The sequence below is a fragment of the Bacillus sp. JJ1503 genome, assembly GCF_036965125.1.
Lineage (GTDB): Bacteria > Bacillota > Bacilli > Bacillales > Cytobacillaceae > Cytobacillus.
In genome coordinates this window covers 23,230-42,925 of record NZ_JBALOZ010000249.1, presented here as the reverse complement: position 1 = coordinate 42,925, position 19,696 = coordinate 23,230, and the positions used below count along the sequence as shown (strand labels likewise).

19 protein-coding genes are annotated in these 19,696 nt (G+C 37.8%); 14 read left to right on the top strand and 5 right to left on the bottom strand.

The window, feature by feature from the left end:
* The 9 genes from V7149_RS18690 to V7149_RS18650 all read left to right on the top strand — a co-directional run.
* Positions 1-444, top strand: a 444-nt coding sequence (locus V7149_RS18690; RefSeq protein WP_335347108.1) for an A24 family peptidase, incomplete at its 5' end; no start/stop codon positions are given.
* Complete coding sequence (locus V7149_RS18685) at positions 441-812, top strand: TadE/TadG family type IV pilus assembly protein (protein ID WP_335347107.1); 372 nt, start codon at positions 441-443, stop codon at positions 810-812. The genes V7149_RS18690 and V7149_RS18685, both read left to right, overlap by 4 nt.
* Before the next feature lies 1 nt (position 813).
* A complete protein-coding gene (locus tag V7149_RS18680; protein ID WP_335347106.1) occupies positions 814-1,815 on the top strand; it encodes a Tad domain-containing protein in 1,002 nt (333 codons plus the stop codon).
* Between the two features lie 27 nt (positions 1,816-1,842).
* Complete coding sequence (cpaB, locus tag V7149_RS18675) at positions 1,843-2,430, top strand: Flp pilus assembly protein CpaB (protein ID WP_335347105.1); 588 nt, start codon at positions 1,843-1,845, stop codon at positions 2,428-2,430.
* Positions 2,427-3,599 carry an AAA family ATPase gene (locus tag V7149_RS18670; protein WP_335347104.1) on the top strand — a complete coding sequence of 391 codons (1,173 nt, stop codon included), beginning with the start codon at positions 2,427-2,429 and terminating at the stop codon, positions 3,597-3,599. The genes cpaB and V7149_RS18670 overlap by 4 nt, the downstream gene beginning before the upstream one ends.
* Positions 3,599-4,936, top strand: a complete 1,338-nt coding sequence (locus V7149_RS18665; RefSeq protein WP_335347103.1) for a CpaF family protein — start codon at positions 3,599-3,601, stop codon at positions 4,934-4,936. Before V7149_RS18670 ends, V7149_RS18665 begins: the two co-directional genes overlap by 1 nt.
* Positions 4,933-5,901, top strand: a complete 969-nt coding sequence (locus tag V7149_RS18660; protein WP_335347102.1) for a type II secretion system F family protein — start codon at positions 4,933-4,935, stop codon at positions 5,899-5,901. Before V7149_RS18665 ends, V7149_RS18660 begins: the two co-directional genes overlap by 4 nt.
* A 3-nt stretch (positions 5,902-5,904) precedes the next feature.
* The gene (locus tag V7149_RS18655; RefSeq protein ID WP_335347101.1) at positions 5,905-6,834 is read left to right on the top strand and encodes a type II secretion system F family protein; all 930 of its coding nucleotides are present in this window, start codon (positions 5,905-5,907) and stop codon (positions 6,832-6,834) included.
* Between the two features lie 617 nt (positions 6,835-7,451).
* On the top strand, positions 7,452-8,252 hold the full coding sequence (locus V7149_RS18650; RefSeq protein ID WP_335347100.1) for a polysaccharide deacetylase family protein: 801 nt from the start codon (positions 7,452-7,454) through the stop codon (positions 8,250-8,252).
* An 87-nt stretch (positions 8,253-8,339) separates the two neighbouring features.
* On the opposite strand, the gene mnmH is transcribed toward V7149_RS18650, so the two are convergent.
* On the bottom strand, positions 8,340-9,401 hold the full coding sequence (gene mnmH / locus V7149_RS18645) for a tRNA 2-selenouridine(34) synthase MnmH (protein ID WP_335347099.1): 1,062 nt from the start codon (positions 9,399-9,401) through the stop codon (positions 8,340-8,342).
* A 125-nt stretch (positions 9,402-9,526) separates the two neighbouring features.
* A complete protein-coding gene (locus V7149_RS18640) occupies positions 9,527-9,754 on the bottom strand; it encodes a DUF1128 domain-containing protein (protein ID WP_315667691.1) in 228 nt (75 codons plus the stop codon).
* Between the two features lie 333 nt (positions 9,755-10,087).
* Between V7149_RS18640 and V7149_RS18635 the strand changes: the two genes are divergently transcribed.
* From V7149_RS18635 to V7149_RS18625, 3 genes are read left to right on the top strand one after another with little or no spacing between them, the layout of a single operon-like run.
* Positions 10,088-10,558 carry a low molecular weight protein-tyrosine-phosphatase gene (locus V7149_RS18635; RefSeq protein WP_335347098.1) on the top strand — a complete coding sequence of 157 codons (471 nt, stop codon included), beginning with the start codon at positions 10,088-10,090 and terminating at the stop codon, positions 10,556-10,558.
* A gap of 19 nt (positions 10,559-10,577) precedes the next feature.
* Positions 10,578-10,928: a YtxH domain-containing protein gene (locus V7149_RS18630; protein WP_335347097.1), complete on the top strand. Its 351-nt coding sequence runs from the start codon at positions 10,578-10,580 to the stop codon at positions 10,926-10,928.
* A 20-nt stretch (positions 10,929-10,948) separates the two neighbouring features.
* Positions 10,949-11,773: a YihY/virulence factor BrkB family protein gene (locus V7149_RS18625; protein WP_335347096.1), complete on the top strand. Its 825-nt coding sequence runs from the start codon at positions 10,949-10,951 to the stop codon at positions 11,771-11,773.
* Between the two features lie 226 nt (positions 11,774-11,999).
* On the opposite strand, the gene V7149_RS18620 is transcribed toward V7149_RS18625, so the two are convergent.
* Together V7149_RS18620 and V7149_RS18615 are read right to left on the bottom strand one after the other, a co-directional pair.
* A complete protein-coding gene (locus tag V7149_RS18620) occupies positions 12,000-13,922 on the bottom strand; it encodes a heavy metal translocating P-type ATPase (protein ID WP_335347095.1) in 1,923 nt (640 codons plus the stop codon).
* 238 nt (positions 13,923-14,160) lie between these two features.
* Entirely contained in the window at positions 14,161-15,342 is a 1,182-nt protein-coding gene (locus V7149_RS18615; protein WP_335347094.1) for an MFS transporter, read from the bottom strand.
* 306 nt (positions 15,343-15,648) lie between these two features.
* Between V7149_RS18615 and cax the strand changes: the two genes are divergently transcribed.
* Positions 15,649-16,707, top strand: a complete 1,059-nt coding sequence (gene cax / locus V7149_RS18610; protein ID WP_335347093.1) for a calcium/proton exchanger — start codon at positions 15,649-15,651, stop codon at positions 16,705-16,707.
* A gap of 415 nt (positions 16,708-17,122) precedes the next feature.
* Entirely contained in the window at positions 17,123-17,941 is an 819-nt protein-coding gene (locus tag V7149_RS18605) for a YfkD famly protein (RefSeq protein ID WP_335347092.1), read from the top strand.
* Positions 17,942-18,372: 431 nt separating this feature from the next.
* On the opposite strand, the gene yfkAB is transcribed toward V7149_RS18605, so the two are convergent.
* Positions 18,373-19,497, bottom strand: coding sequence for a radical SAM/CxCxxxxC motif protein YfkAB (gene yfkAB, locus V7149_RS18600; RefSeq protein ID WP_335347091.1), 1,125 nt, complete (start codon positions 19,495-19,497; stop codon positions 18,373-18,375).
* Positions 19,498-19,696: the final 199 nt, after the last annotated feature.

The window sequence follows — 19,696 nt, the reverse complement described above, 5'->3', positions numbered from 1 at the left end:
ATACTAAACATTGTTACGCTGCCAGCCATCCTAGCCGCCTTTATTTATCATTCCCTTACATCGGGTCTTAATGGATTCTTATTCAGCGGTCAAGGATTTCTAGTAGGGCTAGGATTATTGTTTATTCCTTTTTTAATGGGAGGAATTGGAGCTGGTGACGTAAAGCTGCTCGCTGCCATTGGTACATGGAAGGGAACGATGTTTGTTCTATATACAGGTATATACGGGGCAATTGTTGGAGGACTTATTGCAGTAGTTATTTTACTAAAAAGAAGGCAGCTTGGTTTTACAATTAAAAATATGTTGTTTTCATTAGTATTTTTGAGAGGGGTAAGAGGCTCTTTGGAACTTATAGGTGATAAGCATGGGGCTGTTTCAATACCTTATGCGATTCCAATTGCGCTAGGAGCTCTTTTTACCTTTTTAATGGAGACATACTCATGAAATCACAAAAAGGTCAATCGTTAGTTGAATTTGCACTTGTTGTTCCTGTACTTATATTGATACTGTGTGGAATAATCGATTTTGGACTAATTTTGCATGCGCATTTAAAAATAGATCATGCAGGAAGGGAAGCGGCTCGGGCAGCTAGTATAGGAAAAAATGAAGCTGAGATAAAAAGTATAGCAGAATACTATGGGTCGCCAATTGGCTTACAAAAAAGTAATGTTACTGTCCAACTAGATTCAAATAAAAAGGAAGCAAAAATCACAATACATGATTATCAAGTAACTTTTCTTACACCGGTTATAGGGAATATCGTTGGTCCATTAACATTAAAAGAAAATATCACTATTATGAGGATAGAATAACATGATGAGGTTATTAAGCAACTTAAAATTTCGAGATGAAAGTGGTGGTGTTGTAGTTTTAGTTGCTTTATTCATGGTGATACTACTCGGTTTGGCAGGAGTAGCAATAGATGGTGGAAGATTATATTTTGAAAAAAGCAAGCTACAAAAAGCATTGGATGCTGCAGTCCTTGCCGGAGCACACAAACTTGTATTAATAGATCAAAACGAAAGTAAGAAACAAGCAAAAATAGTAGCCAAAGATATTTCACAAGAAAATGGATATGAACTCTCAGATGCAGATATAAAGGATAAAGATGTAGTTCATAAATCACATATAAGAGTAGAGAAAACAGTAACTGTTCCTCTTACTTTTGCAAAAGTAATTGGGATTAATACGGCATCTGTATCGGCCTCTGCAAAAGCGAAGATTGCTGGTCCATTAATATCAGCAAGGGGTATAGCTCCGATTGCAATAGAAAAAAGTGCAGTTCCAACGAAAGCAATACTTACTTGTGGGGAAGAGGAAAATGAGGAAGAGGAAAAAAAATCAGGAAAAAAAAGCCCTGGAAATTGTGGCTTTATTAGAATAGATGGAAATGGGGCACCTATTGTAGAAGAGGGAATAAAAAACGGTAGTAAGAAAAAAGTTTCAGTAGGTGATGAAGTACATCCAGAACCAGGTGTGATGAATGGACCAATTGACAAGGCAGTTGAAACTGCAGTTGACTCTATAATTAACAGTGACAAAGACAAACCTCACTGTCAATCACCTTCTACCGCTGATAACTCCTGTAAACGAGTTATATATGTAGCCCTTATTGAAACATGGGCTGGAGTAAACGGTGCTAGTGATAAAGTTAAAATACTTGGTTTCGCCCCGTTTTGGGTAAAAGAATATGATAATAAAGGTAAAAATAAAAACATAGTAGGACAATTTATTGATGGGATAACTGCTGGGGAAGTAGGGGAACCTAGTGCTGGTTTTAATTATGGTTTATACGGAGTAAAGTTAGTTGAATAGTACGGAGAGGACAAACGGAGGGTTTTTATGAATACAAAAAAAATTTGGCTGTTTGCCATAGTGTTCGGACTTATAGCTGCTGGCATGTTGTATGTAATGGTCTCTGGAAGTCTAGCATCTTCTACTCAGCAGGCAAGTGTCGAGATTTTGGAAGAGGAAGAACCTGAAGAAAAGGAAGAGGTTGTCGTTGCTACTGAAGAAGAAAAAAGAAATGAGATGTTACCATTTTCAGAAGGAAATCGAGCAATTACAGTAGCTGTTTCAGATGCTCAAGGAGTAGCGGGTTTTATTACATCTGGTTCATTTGTTGATATTGTTGCGGTCATGTTAGTTCCTGATGAGTATAAAGATAAACAGCATGATGCGGCAACTCTGCTACTACAAAATGTTAAAGTTTTGGGGATAGGTCATGCTTCCGATGATGAAGAAACTATGAAGCGATATCAAATGGTAACATTTGAAGTAACTCCGAAGGAAGGACTAGTTTTAGGATTTGCCTCTAAATACGAGCTATATTTAATGCTTAGACAAGAAGGGGACAACAAGGTTGAATCTAATCCAGATGAAACACATATCCATGAAGATGACTTACATGTAGGGGTGTTTAGAAGATGACGAATATATACTCGATTTCTAGCCATGATGATGTGTCGTTTAAGCTTGATGAAGTAATCACATACCTGGGATATAAGGTGGATTGGGCTGAAAATGAATCCAAGCTATTGGACGATCTGTCACTAAACGAGAATCATATTGTTTTTTTACCAAAGTCAGCATCCTATGATGTTTATAGCTTGTGTGGAAAAATTTCAGACCGTTTCCCGTTTGTAACAAAAGTATTAGTTTTTCGTTTAGAAGAAGAGCTGGATATGAAGGAGGCCTTAAGAGCGGGTGCCGATGATGTTATTTTTCTTTCTTCTTCAATATCTAAAGTGAAGGAAGATATTAATCTAGCTGTTTCTAGAAACAAGAACATTCTTCACCAGCAAATTGAAACTGTAAAAAATGCTAGAGTCATAACTGTAGCAAGTACAAAGGGAGGAATAGGAAAAACGACAGTTGCTGTTAATCTCGCAGCCTCCTTTGGGAAAAAATTAGAGAAAGTGGCAGTTATTGATCTTGATTTACAATTTGGAGACGTTGCGATGTTTTTGGATGTGAAACCAAAAAGAACTATTTACGATTGGGTAAAAGAGGATAACGTTGGCACACAAATTAAGGATTTTATGACTCACTATAAGGATGGAATTTTCATTCTTTCTGCTCCTCAAAGACCTGAATTTGCAGAAGTAATAACAGGAAATAATATCAGCAAAGCAATAGAAGTATTAAGAAAACAATTTGATGTTGTGATTATTGATGCATCAAGCCATATGGATGAAAATGTGATTGTTGCTTTAGAGAACTCAGACGAGATTTTGGTTATGACTTGTGCAGACCTACCAACATTAAAAAACAGCAAAATGCTAATAGATACTTTAACTTCATTAGATCTTGATGAAAAAGTAAAGGTTGTTTTGAATCGGCAGATGAAGGTAAAGGGGATAACGATAAATACTGTTAATAAAGTAGTTGGCAGGGGAATTTTCACAGCACTTCCTGTAATGGAAAAGCTGATGATTACAGCAGTAAATGAAGGAAAGCCAGTCGTATACTCAAACCCCAGAACAAAAGTGGCAAAGAGAATTTTTCAAATGGCAGAAACACTTGTGAACCCTGAGAACAGTTCTGGTATCAATAAACAAAAGGTGAAACGTATGGTCCACGCAGGGGGGCATGCATAATGTCTTTATTAAATCGTTTGGGTGGAGATCACCTGGTAATACAAGAAAGGAAAGAGTTGGGGATTAGATCAGCAAGTACTATGAGAAATTTAAACGATTTTGAAATTCGTCTTCACAACTTTCTTGTCGATGAAATCAAGAAGCCTGTAAATGAAGGGGAAGAAATAGAGGTATTAATCGAAAAACTTGCTGATGAATTTTTCTTAAAAGAAGGGGAGCATCTAACGTTTGAGGAAAAGAAGCAAATCATGCATGATATCCCCCATGAACTAACTGGATATGGACCGATCTCCCCTCTTCTTGCGGATCCTCACGTTACAGAGGTAATGGTGAATGGGCCGAGCGATGTTTATATAGAAGTAAAAGGAAAAATTAAAAAAACAGCCGTACAGTTTCGGGATAATTTACACGTACTTCGAGTCATCGAAAAAATCGTGGCACCGCTTGGACGGCGAATTGATGAAAGTGTTCCATTAGTTGATGCAAGACTTCCAGACGGTTCCCGTGTCAATGCGATTATCCCGCCACTTGTACTCAATGGGCCAACATTGACCATTCGGAAATTTTCAGAGACACCATTTACCATTTACGATTTATTGCGAATGGGTACATTAAATGAAAATATGGCAGAATTTCTGAAAGCCGCAGTAGAGTCAAAGCTTAATATTTTCATTAGTGGCGGAACAGGTTCTGGGAAAACAAGTACATTAAACGTTCTTTCTTCTTTTATTCCGCGCGATGAAAGAATTGTGACTATCGAGGATGCGGCAGAATTAAAGCTTTCACAAGATCACGTCGTTTCATTAGAATCCAGGCCGCATAATATTGAGGGACAGGGTGAAGTTACGATTCGTGATCTTGTCCGAAATTCACTGCGTATGCGACCAGACCGAATAATTGTCGGAGAGGTTCGAAGTGCAGAGGCATTAGATATGCTTCAAGCCATGAACACTGGTCATGATGGAAGTCTGGGGACGGGTCACGCAAACTCGCCAAGGGATTTGTTAGCCAGACTTGAAACGATGGTATTAATGGCAGGGTTTGACTTACCCGTACGAGCAATTCGTGAACAAATAGCAGGTGCCCTCGATTTAATTGTTCAACAAGCAAGATTAAAAGATGGCTCAAGAAAAATCATCCGTATTACCGAAGTGTTAGGACTTGAAGGAGATACAATCGTTCTTCAGGATCTTTTCGTTTACAATGAACAGAAAAATATCGTTAGCGGCAGAATTGAAGGGAATTTCTCATCGACAGGAATTCGTCCACATTGTTCCGATCTGTTTGAGCTAGCAGGGCATAATATACAAAAACTCATTAAGGAGGAATGGGTATGAATCATTCCATCCATCTTCTCATTTTTGTTGCGTTTATTTTTTGCACTGTTTTCTTCAAGCTTATCCTATCCCTCATCTTTGAAAAGGAAAAATATGAAAAGCGATTAATAAAGTATGTGGGTGCTTTAAACCTGGATGAAAAGCACAAGAAGCAACACGCAAAACAAAGTCAAAAAAATTCCGTCATTAAATTAATGGCCAAAGGGATAGAAACAGCAATCAATCTGTCGAAACATGAAAATCTTCTTCTTCAATCAGGGGTAAAGCTTTCTCAAGGAGAATTATTCATTGGGAGAATAGTAACAGCCTTACTATGTATGACTATTGGATTCTTATATGAGATACACTTTTTATTTATCATTGTCGCTGGAGGACTGGGATTATACATACCTGTGTGGTATGTGAAGCAAAAACGGAAAAAGCGTCTGCAAAGATGTTCAGAACAACTTGGGCTGGCGCTCGGTACGATGGCAAATTCACTGCGGGCAGGCTTCAGCTTTATGCAGGCAATGAAAATGGTTGCGAAGGAAATTGAGGATCCACTTGGACCTGAATTTCTAAAGGCTTTGCAGGATATTAATTACGGAATCACTGTCGAGGAGGCATTTGATAGTTTATTGAAAAGGCTGCCCGATAAAGAGCTAGAAATTGTTCTGAATACATTAATTATTCAGCGTTCTAGCGGCGGTAACTTAGCCTTTCTGTTAGAAACAATGCAAGAGACAATCATTGACCGATCAAGAGTAAAGGATGAAGTGAAAGCATTAACTGCTCAAGGAAGGATGTCATCAGTCATTATCACACTTTTACCAATAGCACTTGCATTTTATATTAAGGTAGTAAATCCGGAATATTTTCAAATGCTATTTTCTCATCCATTAGGATGGGCTATGGTCATAATCGGTTCTATGAATATTCTTCTTGGGTGGATTTTTATTAAAAAAATTGTGCACATTGAGGTGTAAAATGTGATCACTTTATACTTTGTTCTATTTAGTTCACTATTTTTTATACTTGTCGTTGGGGCTAGTTTAAGCCTTTTATTTAAAAGGGAAATTGTGATACAAAGAAGAACAGCCCACTATTTAGGTATTGAAGAAGGGAGATTAAAGCTTCAAAAAAAGAAGAATCAAGGTGATAATAAAATCCGTTTACTACTGAAAAAGTTCAGTGATAAAGTAAAAGTTGTTATTGATCAAAAAATTCCTTCTTCAAGAAAAAAAGAATTAGAAAAAAGACTGCGGGAAGCTGGGTATCCCCTTAAATTGTCACCCATTGATTTTAGGTTTCTTCAGTTTTTAATTGGGAGTGTTTTGTTTTTTGTTATATATGTTTTATTAGGAAAAGCCGATGCGAATATTTTCTCAACCACTTTATTAGCGGGTGTTGTCGCGGCTTTAGGTATGTATTATCCTTCCTTTTATTTAAGCGTCATTATAAAAAAACGCAGGTTTAAGATTCAAAAAATGATGCCTGACTTTTTTGATATGGTTAACCTGTCAATTGAAGCAGGAATGGGACTAGATGCATCATTGATTAAGGTATGCAACCAAACAAAGGGACCTCTTTCAGAAGAGTTTCTGCAAACGATAGAAGATATGAAACTAGGTAAATCCAGAAGAGAAGCATTTGCAGATTTGAGAAGCAGAGTCCCTGTACCTCAATTTCAAAGTATCATCACTTCTTTAATCCAAGCGGACCTGTTAGGTGTTGGAATGGCAAAGATCCTACGTCAGCTTACAGAAAGAATCAGGGAGCAGCGAACACAATTAGCACGTGAACAAGCAATGAAAGCCCCAGTTAAAATGATCTTTCCAATGATGCTGTTCATATTTCCGGCGATTTTTATTGTTTTATTAGGGCCGTTGGTTATTTATTTTATTCAAAGCGGGTTATAAAGGGAAAGGCAGGTGTTTGCTATGATTCCACAAAAACATTGCAACCGGAACACACCCGCATTCACGTTTTTAGCCTATTTCACTTCTTCTTGATTTCGCGGAAAATAAACCTATCTCAGAGTCTTTAATAATGCTTAAAAAAGAGATTTATACAGTTTTTTTGCAGGTACTAAATGTACAAAATCACATCTAATCCAGGCTAGAAAAAAGAAAACTCATGGCGTGCCAGCGTACTATTTCAAAAAAACCTCTCCCATCGTCATTTGGTGGGAGAAGTTTTTTTGTCTAACCACTATTGACTTGAAAGTAAATACTTATCTAGATGATCTTGTTCTTTTTTTGTAAAGACTGTGGAAGAATCAACCCAATACTTATGCCCAACTCCTCATACATAAACATCTGCTAGCCCAGCTAGTTGGTTTGAAAAATATTCTGGAAATAAGAATAAAAATAATTGATTCCATGTAAGTACCCTTAATAAAATCACATCTAATCCAGGCTATGAAACAGAGTGAAACAAGAAAATTTGTCAGCGTGCCGGATATCGACTTAATTCCGATAAATATTATTAATAAAGACATCAAAAAATAAGTCATCATGAAAAAGGAGCGTATTTAATGAAAAAAAAATTGTTCATTACCATTCTTTTATTAATTCCATTATTCTCCTTTCAAATAATTACGGAAGCATCCACTAACAGTCGAGAAGCATATGAAAAAACAGGGCGTGTTATTTGGGAAGTAAACACAAAGGAAAAGTTAGTTGCCATTACTTTCGATGATGGGCCTCATCCTATTTTGACTCCACAAATACTTGATATATTGGCAAAACATGATGCTAAAGCCACCTTTTTTGTAGCTGGTAATAAAGTAGTCAGATTTCCTGATCTTTTAAAAAGAGAAGTGAAAGAGGGACATGAAATTGCTAATCATACTTTCCACCATATATATGGAAATATAACCCCGGAAAAACTATCATCCGAATTAGAAGAAACAGATAAAATAATTAAGCAATTCACTGGGTTAAAGTCTTCACTTTATCGACCTGTAGGAGGTTTTTATAATGATGTAATAATTAATACTGCTTTTATTTACGGTAAAACGGTCGTATTATGGTCATGGGATCAAGATTCCCGAGATTGGGCAAATCCTCCGGCAAATCGAATGTACAATTACATTAAAAAGGGAGTAAAGCCAGGTAATATCATTCTTTTTCATGATTGGCACGGTAGTGAATATACTCAAACCTGTTCTACAGTTAAAGCATTAGATGACATTTTGGATTATTTAGACAAGAACGGGTATAAAAGTGTAACTGTATCTGAATTGCTCTACCGTTCAACACAACTCATTCCAGAATCTTTCGAAATCTATCCTACAAAAAAAGATAAAAATTCTCAAATTGATTTAATGTTTTAAATGGTTAATCTCGCATAAAAGTATCTAGCTTAGCAGCCAAGTCGGAAGGTAAACTTGGAGTTGGCTCTAGAAAGAATAAAAGTGCTCCTATCTTTTGCTGAGAGCACTTTTTGTGTCTAGTATTTTTACAATTTCCTCAACAGCTAAATCAGTATCATCTGCTTCAATGTGATGAAACGCTCCTTCATAGTCGAGTTGTTTGTGGGCATACCGAGGATCGTAATAATCTTCTAACAAAATTTGAATGACTAACTTATAGTTTTGATTTCTAGCTGCCTCATTTAAAGCAGCTATGGTGTCTGAATTCTTTATTCGCTTATAAATATACGTTAACCGCTCCATTAGATTATCGTGAAACCACTGTTCATGTTGATAGGGCTTCACATACTCACGATAAATCCGCTCGATTCGTGATGATAATGACGCTTGAAGGTTAATATTAAACCCTTGATGTTTTTTGTTCAGCAATTCATCAGGCTGAACGACCTTACCGACCCGTTTACTTTCGGCTTCTACTAAGAAAAATGGAGAGTCCTTTATTTCCCTTAATGTTTGAAAGAGCAGGGAGTCAAAGGTTTTCTGATTATGGCCCTCGAATAAGCCAAATGATCCGAAGATGGAGCCGCGATGGCAGGCGGCTGCCTCTAAATCAATGACAGGCATGCCTTTTTCCTTTAACTTTTTCAGTACTTCAGTTTTTCCTACTCCTGTCATGCCGTGTATGGTTACTGCCCGAGGAGGAATTAGTCCAGGTGTTTCCTCTAATATATATTGCCGGTAGGCCCGATATCCCCCGACTAATCGAGGAATGGATATTCCTGCAAAGGATAGAAAGGTAGCAACCGATTTACTGCGCATTCCGCCTCTCCAGCAATAAACAACGGGTTGTTTCCCTTCGTCAATTAATGCTTTAATCTGTCCTAAAATAGAAGGGAGCTTTGGAGAAACGATCTCCATCGCCCGCCACTTTGCCGTATCTGACCCTTCCTGTTTATAAATAGTTCCGATCATCGCTCGTTCTTCATTCGTAAATAAAGGGACATTGACTGCACCAGGAATTTTGAAGTCGTCATATTCACCAGATGATCTCACATCAACTGGAACAGCATACTTTAATTCAAGAAGCTGAGCTACACTGATTTCTCTCATATTTGATTTCCTCCGAGTCTGCATCTATAAAAATATTTTATCCATTAATTTGCAAAATGAAAAGGCGTTGTTAAATATTGGCTCAGCAAATAAATAAAAGCAGCCTCTACCGGCTGCTTAAGCGATTACTTGTTTTTCCTCAAATTCCCAAGCTCTTCTGCCAAAGCCTGCATTTCGTTCGGACTGAAGCTGTTCTTTTTCATGACGAGATCATAAATATCCTTTAATTCCTCATACATTTCCTCGTCAAAATGGGAAGGCTTGATTGCTCCAAAGTTTAAAACCTTTAATTTTTCTTTAATTTTTTCAATCATGTATTCCACATTTTCTACTGATTTCTGTGCTAAGTCCACCCTAATTCCTCCTCAATAAGTATGCCTCTGCCTTAGTCTATCAAGTATTCCCATCTTTCCATGTTATGAAATAAAAGTCAACCATAATTGGAGCACTATAGAATATTTCAATGTAAGTGTTTTTCCGGTTCACTATCAAAAATGCTAACATAAGGTTCTTCAATGTTAGCGTTTATCCATTCCCCCTTAAAAATGCTAACATTGAGCTCTTCAATGTAAGTGTTTTTTTCGTTTCACTCCCAAAATGCTAACATGAAGTAGTTCTTCAATGATATATATAGTTGCACAACAACAAAATATGAAAGAAAATGTTGTCAAGGAGGATGTTACATAATGATTAACGTATTATTTGTTTGTTTAGGAAATATTTGCCGTTCGCCTATGGCGGAAGCAATGTTTCGTGATTTAGTAAAAAGGGAAGGGTTAGAACATACCATCCATGTTGATTCAGCGGGTACAGGCGATTGGCATATTGGTCAGCCGCCGCATGAAGGGACAAGAAAAATCTTAGAAAAATATAATATTCCTGCTGCGGGGCTGAAAGCGAGACAATTTCAGACGAATGATTTTCAAGATTTCAATTACATCATCGCGATGGATGCTTCTAATGTTCAAAACATTGAAAAGCTGAAAAGCCAGGAAACAGATGCCCGAGTCATAAAGTTGCTGGATTTAGTTCAAGAGGCAACAGATAAAAATGTTCCTGACCCATATTTTACGGGGAACTTTGAAGAGGTGTACGAGCTTATCGGAAAAGGCTGTGAACAATTGTTAAAAGAATTGCGTAAAGACCATAATATATAAGAAAGTGAGTGTGACTAGAATGGGGAAGTCGTTATTTTGGAAAGGCGTATTATACGGAGCGCTTGCAGGTGGTGCTTTAAGCCTGCTTGATCGGAGTACCCGAGAATCTGTTACAGCTAATTGTAAAAAAGCAACGAAAGAAGTTTCATACTATGTAAAAAATCCTGGACAAGCTATAAGTGAGATTAAGGACATGACCAATCAAATTCAATCAACGTTTGAACAGGTTAGCTCAGAGGTTTCTTTTATTATGGAAAAAGTGGATGAATTAAAGGAATCGACAACTGATGTAGTGGAGCTTATGGGAGATACAAAGCAAGCTTTTTTTGAAAAAGATGAGGTTGAGGAGAGTACTAAAATTGTGAATTAATACTCTTAAGAGGTGATGGGATGGGACGAGCCTTTTCGAATTTGTTTTCGCAAATAAAGAAAAGAGTGATGGTAGATGATTTATTTGGGCTCTCGGCACAATTAGCCTACTTCTTCCTATTATCTCTATTTCCTTTACTTCTTTTCTTAGTATCGCTGCTTCCTTATTTGCCAATTACCCAAGAAGATATTCTTGCAGTTATTCGTGATTTTGCGCCAAAGGATAGTATGCAACTAATCGAAACTAACATTAGTGCGCTTTCGAAAAAAAACGGGGGGCTGCTTTCCTTTGGAATTATTGCAACGATTTGGTCAGCATCCAATGGGATCAATGCGATCGTTCGTGCTTTTAATAAAGCCTACGAAGTTAAAGAAACCCGCCATTTTCTTGTAGCAAGAGGGATGGCTATTCTTTTTACTTTTGCCATGCTGTTTGTCTTTGTTATTGCTTTATTGCTTCCGGTTTTCGGGAAAATTATTGGTGTTTATTTATTTGCTAAATTTGGCTTATCCGATGAGTTTATGACCATTTGGAATACGCTACGCTGGCTTGTGAGTTCAATCATCCTCTTCATTGTTTTTACTGGCTTATACTGGATTGCACCAAATACAAAGCTAAAATGTATTACAGTTATACCAGGTGCCATTTTTGCAACGGTGGGATGGGAGCTGTCTTCCTTGGCTTTTTCCTATTATGTGAGCAATTTTGGTAATTACTCAGCCACTTATGGGAGTATCGGTGCCATTATTGTCCTGATGATCTGGTTTTACTTAACTGGAATCATCATTATTCTAGGTGGAGAAATCAATGCTGTATACAGTAAATACAAAAAGGAAGATTGCTAATAGTTTCCTTTAATAAATTTTGGGTAACTTCAAAGAATAAGACAGGGGAAATAATATTGGTCTTTAAAAAGGAGGCTTATATTTATGTCTAAGAAATCGAAGAAGGACGGCGGAACAAAGCAAAAAGGTAAGAACAAACCAAAACAGAAAACTTCAGGTTCAGCTAACGGACAAAATGGATATCATTAAGAAAAAAAATCCCGGGGGCGCCCGGGATCTTTCATTTCTATGACTTCAACAGCCTTAAGCTATTTAAGATAACCAAAATCGTGCTTCCTTCATGGGCGATGACACCAAAAGGTAAATCAACAAATTGCAGGAAGTTGGACGCGATTAACAGCATGATGACTGTTATTGAGAAAATAACATTTTGCTTAATGATTCCATTCATTTTTCTTGAAAGCTTGATGGCTTCTGCAATGCGGGGAAGATCATTTTTCATCAGGACGACATCCGCTGTTTCCAGCGCCACATCTGTCCCTTCACCCATCGCAATTCCGATATTAGCTGTTGCCAATGCGGGTGCATCGTTTATTCCGTCTCCAACCATCCCAACTGTTCCGTATGTTTCTTGGAGTTTTTTTAGATGCTCGACCTTATTTTCCGGCAAGCATTCAGCTATATAATCATGAACATGGGAATCCTTCGCGATAGCCATTCCCGTGTTTTTGCTATCACCTGTAAGCATAATTGTGTAGATGCCCTGGTTTTTTAATTGATCGATCGCCATTCTAGTTTCTTCGCGGACTACATCCTGCAGAGCAATAATGGCTGCAATAACGCCTTCTTTTTGTACGAAAACAACCGTTTTCCCCTCACTGGCCATTTTCCCTGCGGCCCCATTACTAAAGCTTTGTGCCCCATCAATTCCAACAAAAGCGGCTTTCCCAATTTTCCATTCTTCCCCGTCAATATTGGCTTTTACTCCCCAGCCGGTAACATCCTCAATACTCTCCGGACTGATAAGGGATTCAGATAAATGACCCTTTGCATATTTCACTATGGCATTAGCCAATGGATGTGTTGAGTGACTTTCAATAGAAGCAGCTTTAATTAAAATTTCTTCCTTGGAAAGCCCTTCAGCTACAACCACATCTGTCACTTCTGGTTTTCCCTTTGTAAGGGTGCCTGTTTTGTCAAACGCAATGGCTTTTACATGACTTAAATTTTCTAAATGAACGCCGCCTTTAAAAAGAATTCCGTGTCTCGCCCCATTTGAAATGGCTGACAGGGTGGCAGGCATAATAGAAGCAACAAGGGCACATGGTGAAGCAACAACAAGTAAAATCATGGCCCGATAAAAGCTTTCTGTCCAGCTCCATCCTAAAAGGAAATGGGGGACAAACATCATCAGAACAACAACGGCTAATACAATTTTTACATAAGTGCCTTCAAAACGTTCAATGAACAGCTGAGAAGGAGATTTTTCACTTTGAGCAGATTGTACAAGCTGAATGATCTTTTGAAAAAGAGTGTCACTGTTTGGTTTTGTAATTTCCACGGTAATCGAACCATTTAAATTAACTGTGCCAGCAAAGACGGCATCTTCATTTCCTTTCGTAACAGGAATTGACTCACCAGTAATTGCTGATTCATCGATAGTAGATTGGCCTTTTATAATTTTTCCATCGGAAGGAACACGTTCTCCTGGCTTAACAAGAATTTGATCGCCAATACGCAATTGCGATACATGGATTTTTTCCTCTATGCCACGATTAACCCGCAAAGCTTCCTCAGGCTGAATCTCCATTAATGCGGAAATCTCCTTATGGCTTTTGTTCATTGTATACGTTTCAAGAGCACCGCTTACTGCAAAAATAAAGATAAGAATGGCACCCTCCGTCCAATAGCCAATAATAGCCGACCCGATCGCCGCAAAAACCATTAGCATTTCCACATTCAGCTCTTTATTTGCAATGGTTTCTTCGATTCCCTCTTTTGCTTTTGCAAACCCGCCGATAATAAAAGCGAGGATGTATGCTGCAACTGATGGGGCTGCGAGCTCATTTCGATCCAATATCCATCCAGCAGCAATGAGTACACCGCTAAAAAGAGCAGCCATTAATTCAGCATGTGGTTTTATTTTTTCTATAAGGCTTTCATTTTTGCTAACCGGACTTTCTAGTAGTGCTTTCACTTCAGTACTCATTTTTTTCCTCCCCTTAATGATATTATTTTTCAATTGGGCGCTTCTAATTGAGAAAAATAATCAACATCAATACCCCTATAAAACAACGAAAGCTGCCGCCTCAAAGGCGACAGCACAAAACTTAAATTGTAGTGTAATGTTGTTTTCTAGTGTTATTCATAGTTTACTATATAGGGTATGAAATGGGAAGGAATATGTTCCTTTTTTTATAATAATTATTAATTTATTATTATTTTACTTACTGAGAATAAGATTCCTTCTCAGAGGCCACTTGTTTTTGCCCAAAAATGACGACCGTTAAGAATATGAGGAACAGCATCATGCTTATAATATGAAAGAAGCTGAAAGACTTAAAATGCTGGATGAAAACTCCGCCAAGAAATGGTCCCGCCAAGCTTCCGATGCTAAATGCTACACCGCAAAGTAAATTTCCTGTTGGCAGCATATTTTTCGGTGTTAAATCAGCCATGTAACTGATCCCTAAGGAAAAAGTGGAGCCGACAACCATCCCAGCAATGAATAAGCAAATCGTTAATCCAATCATCATCTCTTCTAGAAAACTAGCCGTCATAAAGCTTAAACATCCAGTAAAAAGGATAATCATTAATATATTTCTTCTGCCATACTTGTCGCTTAATAATCCAAGCGGCAATTGAAATACGATAGCGCCAATCGCAAATGCTGTTAAGAGCATGGAAACATTCGTAACCTCAAGTCCAATTCTCAGCCCATAAACAGGAAAGCTTCCATTTATAGATGATTCAAGAAATCCATAACCAAATGCAGGGAGAAAGGCAACCCAGCCGTATTTGATTGCTTTATTAAATCTCTTCATTGTTTCTTTAAACGAATTTACTTCAATCGTTTGCTCTGGGAAATCGTTTTTTAAGATAAATAAAAATACCCATGCAATGAGGCAAAGTATTGATGAAACAATAAAAGGAAGAGCTTCATTAATATTAATCAATGGTGCCATCATAGGACCTACCGCGAAGCCCGCTCCAAAAAACAAGCCATATAAGGAAATATTGCGGCCTCTTTTATGCTCTGGTGAAAAAGAAGTGATCCATGTCTGTGTTCCGAAATGCAAAGCATGGTCGCCAATTCCAATCATTAGACGAAGGAAAAACCAGAACCAAAAGGATTTCCAAACAGGGAATAGCATGAGAGAAACAATAACAATCAATCCGCCATAAAGAATGACTGGTTTATACCCATACCTTCTTAACGGGTATTCCATAAAAGGGGACACAAGTAAAATTCCGATGTACAGCCCAGTTGCATTTAATCCGTTTAAGCTCGAAGAAACTCCTTCATTTTCAAAGATAATGGCTATTAACGGAAGCAGCATACCTTGGCTAAAACCCGAGATTGCAACAATACTAACTAAAATCCAAAAACGCATATTTTCTTTTTTCATTTTTTCAAAACCTCAACTTTTGGACAGAAATTCCTGCATAAAATTAATAAATAAAGACTCAATAATGATGGTATATGCAATCAGAGTTCTTGGCAATAAAAATCATTTTTTTCATTCTTTTGGGAAAGATATGGTGACGCGCTTTTTGTTTTCGGGAAAGTCAGCCTATAGATTTTCAATATATCGGTCGGTATCCAGATATATCGGTTAGTTTGATGATTATATCGGTCAGAAACCTAAATATATCGGTCGGTGCCAAATAATTAGGTCAGTTTACATTCTTATTTGAAGGGATGAGTTATAAGAATGAACAAAATTTTTTCCGCACTTGTATTTATCGGTGTGCCTCTATCTGTCATTGGTACACTTATGCATTGGTCCAGTATTTTAATGTTTATTATTTATTGCGTGACGATTATTGCTCTTGCAAGCTTTATGGGGAGGGCTACTGAGAGCCTTGCGATTGTTGCAGGTCCGAGAATAGGAGGCTTGCTGAATGCCACGTTTGGAAATGCTGTTGAATTAATTATCTCGATATTTGCTCTTAGGGAGGGCTTAGTTGGAGTAGTGCTTGCTTCCTTAACAGGATCAGTGCTTGGAAACCTTCTTTTAGTCGCTGGTTTATCATTTTTTATAGGGGGCTTAAAATATAAACGTCAGACCTTCAATGTGTATGATGCAAGACATAATTCAGGATTGCTTATGTTTGGAGTGATTGTGGCATTTGTCATCCCAGAAATATTTTCAATGACGATGTCAGAGAGCGATACACTTAATTTCAGTGTAGGTATTTCGATTATATTAATTGTTTTATATTTAGCAGCATTATTTTTCAAGCTAGTTACCCATCGCGGTGTTTATCAGACAGAAAATGTGAATGAAGATAGACATGGCGAGGAAGAGCCTGAGTGGGGAAAGGGAAAAGCGCTGCTTATTCTTGCTCTTGCAACCATTGCTGTTGCCTATGTATCTGAAAATTTAGTACACACATTTCAGGCAGTCGGTGAAACCTTTGGCTGGACAGAATTATTTATTGGGGTTGTGATTGTTGCTATAGTAGGGAATGCTGCAGAGCATGCTTCAGCTATTATTATGGCTTACAAAAATAAAATGGATATTGCTGTTGAGATAGCTGTAGGGTCAACCTTACAAGTGGCGATGTTCGTTGCACCATTGCTTGTATTAATTTCTTTAATGTTCCCAGTATCGATGCCGTTAGTTTTTTCGATGCCAGAGCTAATTACAATGGTGACCTCTGCACTCCTCATGATCATTATTTCAAATGATGGGGAAACCAATTGGTTTGAAGGAGCTACTTTACTTGCAGCCTATTTAATAATGGGGATAGGGTTTTATTTATTATAGGAAAACATAAAAACGACTCTGAAATGACTCCAGAGTCGTTTTAAAGTTCAATTATTTTTCGCAAAAGGATGTAAATCTACTCGCTTTTTAGGAATTTACCACCAGCCTTTATATTGTTACTGGACCATAAAACCTTTATTTTGGAATGATGAAACTTTAATAAACTGTCATCCTCCTTTTTAGTAGCGAATCGACTTAGCGGCCCTCCTTTTATTTGAAAGTAAGTTTATTATACATCGGATTTTGATACTTGTAAATATTCAGATTATTAAATCGATATTACGAATTTGTTTTTTGTATTGCAATCACTCATGGGGGTTCTGATAAAAATTTTTTTTCAAAATGGATAATATACTTGAACTCCGAAAAAACTATAAACAAACGAAAGAGATAGTGAGTTGAAAGGAGTCTCACCATGAAAAAATACATGTCAATCTTTATCATAGGTCTAATATTTATGCTATCTTTTCAGAACGAAGCCGCGGGTTTAATGGATGAGAAAAAAACGAATCAACCCCAAAAAATAATAGCAATTCCAAACTCTGTTTTGACCATCACAAAGGAAAATACGTATCCAAACCCGGCACAGCATATGCCCAAACTGGAGCCAAGTGAATTAACACAAAGTTTAATTGAAACGTCTAAAGTTAAAATTGAAAATCCAGATTTAATCCGGATGTTAAATGAGACGACTGTTAATAGCACCCCATTTGCAATCGGGTATCGGGCGATCATATACCTTGGACAATGGCCGTTAAATTATGAGTCATCCGAAACTTCCCCGAATTGGGAGTATCAAAAGATTAACACCAATTACTTCGATAACCGGGGGGGAATTGCGCCCTATCAGATTCACTACGTTCAAGAAGCTCAGAAAGTGGTCAGAGGCGGCCTAACTGCAAAGGTACCAAGCACAGAAGATGTCAAAAAAATGATGCTCTTAAAGGCAATGGATAAATCTGGCCTGCCACTTTCCTTTGAAACAATAATCGGAGCTGGAACAAAAAAGGATCATAAATACAATATCCCGCCAAAAAGATTGGGCTATCTATACGGCTACGCCCCAGCAATTAACGAAAAAGGAAAGGTCACTTACGGGGAAGTCTATTTAATGCTAAAAGGAAATAAGAAAATGATTATTATTAAAAATGTAACATCCCAAGGAGTCGGTGCATGGATTCCAATTCAGGATCACATGTCCTTCGGATTTGTAGCATCAGAGCGGCCGAGATAAAAAAGTGTAATTGAAAACCTGCAGGGGATGGATGCATTTGGCAAATTCCCTGCAGGTTTCCTTGTGTTATTATAGAGTCTTGAAGTGTTATATGGCGCCCATCGATTCGGAAACTTTTAGTCGAAGGTCGTTAAGAGGGGGTCATAACGCCCTTCGATATGGAAACCCATGGTTGAAGGTCGTTAAGAGAGGCTTAAAACGCCCTTCGATACAGAAAACCATGGTCTAAGGTCGTTAAGAAGGGTCCACAACTCCCTTTGATACGGAAAACTATGGTCGAAGGTCGTTAAGAGGGTGTCATAACGCCTTTCGATTCGGAAACCTCTGGTCGAAGGTCCTTAAAAGAGGTTCATAACGTCCTTCGATACAGAAACCCATAGTCGAATGGCGATATGAGCCCTTCAAGCCCCACATTGCCGACCTGATCCCTACTAAAGCCGAGACAACTGACTAGTCAAATTCGTAAAATTAATATCCTTGTAGTAACTATTTTTTACCAGTACATTAGGTCCTAGGCAGCGTACTTCAGGACAGTGGCAATTTAATGATCGGGCTAAATCGGTATCAAGCCATTTGTCGAAAATGTCCGAGAGTTGATCAGTTTGGACATTCCCCAGTGCCGGAGTATCACCAAAATCCGTCACAATGACATCTCCCGTAAAAATATTAATGTTCAATCGGGAACGGCCATCTGGATCATTTCGAACTGTAACATTTTTCGCAGCATATAAGCGTGTCAACAACTCCAAATCCTTTTCATTGCCACTGCAAGCGTAAAAAGGCAAGGTACCAAACAACATCCAAGTATTTTCATCTCGAATGTCCAATAAATGATGAATCGCGGAACGAATCTCATCTAAAGTCAGCGTTTCTAAATTGGATGCAAAATCAGATGGATACATTGGATGAATTTCATGGCGCTGGCATTTCATATCCTCCACAATTTGCTTGTGAATTTTCTCGAGGTAAGGCAGGGTCCGCTTGTTTAACATCGTTTCGGCTGAAACCATAACACCAGCTTTAACTAATTCCTGACTATTTTCAATCATGCGTATAAAAAGCTTCTGTCTTTGCTCGTAAGTTGGCTTCCGTTCCATCATGGCAAAGCCACCTTCAATAAATTCTTCCTCCGTACCCCAATTGTGCGAAATATGTAGGACATCTAAGTAGGGGATGATTTCCTCATATCTAGCTAATTCCAGCGTTAAATTGGAGTTGATTTGCGTTTTGACCCCACGATTATGTGCGTATCGAAGTAAGGGGACTACATATTCCTCCACGGATTTCCTCGACAGCATTGGTTCTCCGCCTGTAATGCTTAGAGCCCTCAAATGTGGAACCTCTTCAAGCCTTCTAAGTAATATATCAACGGGAAGTCCTTCAGGATCCTTTGGCTGTAAAGTATATCCAACTGCACAATGCTCACAGCGCATATTACATAAAACTGTTGTTGTAAATTCAATATTGGAAAGAGTAAGCTTTCCAAACTCATCCATATCCCGATAGGCTTCCCATTGATCGTTTGCAGGTTTTACCTGCAGCATATTTTTAATCATTTTGCTCTCCTTTAAAATAAAATCCATTATCATTCTAAAATAAAATGCTCTTATGTCAAAGATAAGCTTACAACTTATAAGAAATGCCTAAAAGAGTAGATTCGTTTTTTTATAAAAATAAATTGACGGAATGCCTAGGACAGTTTATTATATACCATATTAACGACTATTTAACGACAATTAAAAATAGTCGAAAAAT